This is a genomic window from Mesorhizobium sp. M7A.F.Ca.ET.027.03.2.1 (assembly GCF_003999175.1).
Lineage (GTDB): Bacteria > Pseudomonadota > Alphaproteobacteria > Rhizobiales > Rhizobiaceae > Mesorhizobium.
Map to the genome: position 1 here is coordinate 1 of NZ_RZOM01000536.1, position 4,094 is coordinate 4,094.

At 62.3% G+C, this 4,094-nt stretch carries 4 protein-coding genes and 1 pseudogene; 1 reads left to right on the plus strand and 4 read right to left on the minus strand.

Features of this window, described 5'->3' with window-relative positions:
* The 4 genes and pseudogenes from EN750_RS21570 to EN750_RS21585 form a co-directional block, all read right to left on the minus strand.
* A pseudogene (locus EN750_RS21570) lies at positions 1-188 on the minus strand (carbohydrate ABC transporter permease); the annotation flags it as partial.
* 11 nt (positions 189-199) lie between these two features.
* Positions 200-1,129, minus strand: a complete 930-nt coding sequence (locus EN750_RS21575; RefSeq protein ID WP_127397587.1) for a sugar ABC transporter permease — start codon at positions 1,127-1,129, stop codon at positions 200-202.
* Positions 1,130-1,375: 246 nt separating this feature from the next.
* Positions 1,376-2,635 carry an ABC transporter substrate-binding protein gene (locus tag EN750_RS21580; protein ID WP_127397588.1) on the minus strand — a complete coding sequence of 420 codons (1,260 nt, stop codon included), beginning with the start codon at positions 2,633-2,635 and terminating at the stop codon, positions 1,376-1,378.
* A gap of 117 nt (positions 2,636-2,752) precedes the next feature.
* Positions 2,753-3,703: an N-acetylmuramic acid 6-phosphate etherase gene (locus EN750_RS21585; protein WP_127397589.1), complete on the minus strand. Its 951-nt coding sequence runs from the start codon at positions 3,701-3,703 to the stop codon at positions 2,753-2,755.
* 198 nt (positions 3,704-3,901) lie between these two features.
* Between EN750_RS21585 and EN750_RS21590 the strand changes: the two genes are divergently transcribed.
* Positions 3,902-4,094, plus strand: a 193-nt coding sequence (locus EN750_RS21590; RefSeq protein WP_281062313.1) for a BadF/BadG/BcrA/BcrD ATPase family protein, incomplete at its 3' end; no start/stop codon positions are given.

The following is a 4,094-nucleotide window of genomic DNA, read 5'->3' on the forward strand; positions in this document are numbered from 1 at the left end:
GTCGTGTAGCCGATCAAGTCGAAGGTTTTTGGCGTCGGCGGCGTCAGCGGCGCGCCGAAGATGCCGGCGCGGGACTTGAACGAGTTCATGATGACGAGGATCACCGGAAACAGCGCGATCACCGTGTAGGTCAAAAGGATCGCGTGGGCGCCGATGGTGCGGGGCACGGAACGGGTGGCGGTGCTCATCTCTCGGCCCCTCAGAACTGGTAGCGACGCAGGCGCGTCTGGACGAGGAAGAGGTAGACGCAGACGCCGCCGAGGATGATCAGGAACATCATCGTGGCGATCGCCGCGCCCATATTGGGGTCGCCGGTCTGCAGCTGGAAGCCGAAGAAGGCGCGGTAGAGGAAGGTGCCGAGAATGTCGGTCGAATAGTTTGGCCCGGCGAGCGCGCCTTGCGCGGTGTAGATCAGGTCGAAAGCGTTGAAATTGCCAACGAAGGTGAGGATCGAGATGATGCCGATCGACGGCAGGATCAGCGGCAGCTTGATCTTCCAGAACTGTGAAAGGCCGGTAATCCCGTCGCATTCGGCGGCCTCGATCACCTCTTCGGGGATCGACAGCAGGGCGGCATAGATCAGCATCATCGGGATGCCGACGAACTGCCACACCGAGATCAGGCTGAGTGCGGTCAGTGCATATTGCTCCTTGCCGAGCCACGGCGTGAACAGGCTTTTCAGGCCGACAATATCCATCAGATGCGGCGCCACGCCCCACAACGGCGACAGGATCAGCTTCCAGGCGAAACCGACGATAACGAAGGACAGGATGGTCGGCACGAAGATCGCCGTGCGGTAGAAAGCCGCGAATCTCAGTTTCGGGCTGGACAGCAGCGCCGCCAGCATGACGCCGATCGGGTTCTGCACGATCATGTGGATGATGAAGAACCAGACATTGTTTCTCAGCGCGTTCCAGAAACCCACCGACCAGTTGGGATCGCCGAACAGGGTGCGGAAGTTTTGCAGCCCGACGAAGACCTGGTGCTGCTCGATGTTGCGGAACAGCGACAGCTGCAGCGTGCCGGCGAGCGGCAGGATCATAATCGCCGTGTAGACAAGCACGGCCGGCGCCAGGAAGATGCCGATGTGCCAGCGGAACGATCTTTTCGGTCTGATATCTGCGGCCATGAGTTCGGTCCCCGCCGTCTCTCGGTTCCAAAGGGTATCGATCTAGATGATGCCTCGATGCACGGCCCGAACATTCCTGCCCGATGCGGCAAGAACAAAGGCCTGCGACTGATCAGCTAGCCTTCCCCGATGAGAGGGTAAGGCCGGGAGGCGGTGCCGACAATCGCTATCTGAATAAGCGCACTCTGAACGAGGTAGTCCGGAACCGGCCAGGCCTGCGCCCGGCCGGTTCCGTTGCCTGAGCTCTTACTTCGCCGGCTTGTACCAGCTGTCGAGACCGGTCTGCAGCTTCTTGGCCGCGGCTTCCGGCGTATCGGTGCCGTTGATGACGTTGGCCGATTCAACCCAGGTCTCGTTCTCGAGGTTCGGCGTGCCGCGCGACAGGATCTGGTAGGTCGAGCGGATCGTCGACTTGCACTTGCCGCGCCAGGAGACGAATTCCTGCGCCAGCGGGTCTTCCATCTTCACCGGCGCGGAGTTCAGGCTGAAGAAGCCCGGCAGCGCGTTGGCGTAGATGGTGGCGAAATCCGGCGAGGCGACCCAGGACAGGAAGGTCTTGGCCGCATCGGCGTTCTTCGAAGCCGCATTCAGGCCCATGCCGATATCGGTATGGTCCGATATGTAGCAGGTGTCGCCGGCTCGCTCGACCGGCGGCGGGAAGGCGCCCATCTTGAACTGCGCCTGGGTGTTGAACAGGCCGATTTCCCACGAGCCGGCCGGATAGATGGCGGCGCGGCCGAGCGTGAACAGGTTCTGGCTGTCCGGATAGGTCTGCGCCTCGAAGCCGTCGCCGAGATAAGGCTTCCACTTGGCCAGTTCCTCATACGGCGCGACCCAGTCCTTGTCGGTTAGCTTCTGCTCGCCCTTGATCAGTGCTGCGCGGCCGTCCTCGCCCTTCCAGTAGTTCGGGCCGATGTTCTGGTAGCCCATGGTCGCGGCTTCCCAGAGATCCTTGGTGCCCATCGCCATCGGGATGTAGGTGCCGTCGGCCTTGATCTTGTCGAGCGCAGCGAAGAACTCGTCGCGGGTCTCCGGCACCTTGATGCCGAGCTTGTCGAAGGCATCCTTGTTGTAGATGAAGCCGTGGATGACCGATGCCATCGGCACGCAGAAGCTCGCCTTGCCGTCGTCGGTCTGCCAGGCGGACTTGGCCACCGGCGAGAAGTTCTCCATACCGGGCAGCGCCGAGAGATCAGCAAGGTTGCCCTTCTTGAACAGCTCGAGCGACTTGTCGAACGGGCGGCAGGTGATCAGGTCGCCCGCCGAGCCGGCGGCGAGCTTGGCGCCGAGCGCTGCGTCATATTCGGTCGGAGCCGATGGCGCGAACACCACCTTGATGCCTGGGTTCTTGGCTTCGAAAGCCGGGATCAGCTTGTCCTTCCAGATGGCAAGGTCGTCGCCGCGCCAGCTTTCGATGTTGAGCGTTACGTCTTCGGCATAGGCAACCCCGGCCGAGCCGAGAATGCTGGTGCCCAAAAGCAGTGCCGTCAGTAGTTTCGTTGTCATGCTCAGTCTCCCTGTTGACCTTTTTCAGGTTCGGTTTTGATGAGAACAGAGGCTTTTGAGCCCTTGCTCCCCTCGCAAGCCTGTTTCACCCCGATGAAAATCGGGATGAACCAGGCTCTATTTCTCTGTTCGAGCATGATCTTTTCCGAAAAGCGGCTTCCACTTTTCGGGATCATGCCCCAGCGCGGAAAGGGCCGGCCGCAGCTTCTGGCCGGCCTCTTCCAGTATCTTCTGCGCCGCGTCAGTGCTGTCGGCGCCGGCGGCGAGCAGAATGGCGGTCTTGACCGCGCCGCCGCTCTTCTCGAGCAGGCGGGCCGCTTCGTCCGTGCCGCGCCCGCTGACGGCGGCGACGATGCGCGCCGCGCGGTCGCGCAGCTTGATGTTGTCGGCCATGAGATTGACCATGTAACCGTCATGCACATGGCCGAGATGGATGGCGGTCAGCGTCGACAGCATGTTGAGCGCGATCTTCTGGGCGGTGCCGGCGCCCATGCGCGTGGAGCCGGCGATCAGTTCCGGCGGCGTTTCGAGCAGGATGGCGGTTTGTGCCTGGCGCAGCAGCGCAGAATCCCTGTTGTTGGCGATGCCGATGGTGGCAGCGCCGCGGCGGGCAGCCTCCTCGATGGCCCGCACGGCATAGGGCGTCGTGCCGCTGGCGGAAATGGCGATCAGGCAGTCGCCCTTGCCGAGGCCGGCCTCGGCGACCGCTGCCGCAGCCTCCTCGGTATCGTCCTCCGGCCCGCCGGCGAGTGTGCGGAAAGCGTCGTCGCCGCCGGCGATCAGGATAGCGATGCGGTCGCGGTGAATGCCGAAGGTGCCCGGCAGCTCCAGCGCATCGGCCAGCGCCATCAGGCCTGAGCTGCCGGCAGCGGCGTAGGCGAGCTTGCCGCCGCTGTTCAGCCTGCCGGCAATGATCTCGGCGGCCCTGGCGATGGATGGAATGGCGTGGCGCACGACCTTGGCGGCTTCGATCTGCGCATCGGCCAGATAGGAAAGGACGGTGTCCGGGGCCTGGATGTCCAGCCCCTCGGCATTTTTGTGAAGCGCTTCGGTGCGCGTTTCGGCCATCCCGGTTCCTCCAATACCACAACAATACCAAAAAAATACCACTTGTCCACACGCATTAACGAATTCGCTGGTAGGAAGGCGTCGAGTCGACGAAATATGCAGATTTTTCAATAAAATACTGCTTAATCTTTTTAAAACGGAAATTAACCCTTGGCTATTGGTATTTTATTGGTATTATCCGCCCGGAGGAGAAATCACGTGAATTTCGTGCTCGGAATCGATGGCGGCGGCACCAGCTGCAGGGCCGCCCTGGCAACGGCGGACGGCACGGTGATCGGCCGCGCCAAAAGCGGCGCCGCCAACATCCGCACCGACCTGACCGGCGCCCGCTCGAACATCGTCGAGGCCGCGCGGCAGGCGTTTCTCGCCGCCGGGCAGAATCCGGAACTGA

Bases quoted from the DNA above. Each gene is read 5' to 3' on its own strand.
- EN750_RS21575 (WP_127397587.1), bottom strand. From the start codon at position 1,129: ATGGCCGCAGATATCAGACCGAAAAGATCGTTCCGCTGGCACATCGGC.
- EN750_RS21580 (WP_127397588.1), bottom strand. From the start codon at position 2,635: ATGACAACGAAACTACTGACGGCACTGCTTTTGGGCACCAGCATTCTC.
- EN750_RS21585 (WP_127397589.1), bottom strand. From the start codon at position 3,703: ATGGCCGAAACGCGCACCGAAGCGCTTCACAAAAATGCCGAGGGGCTG.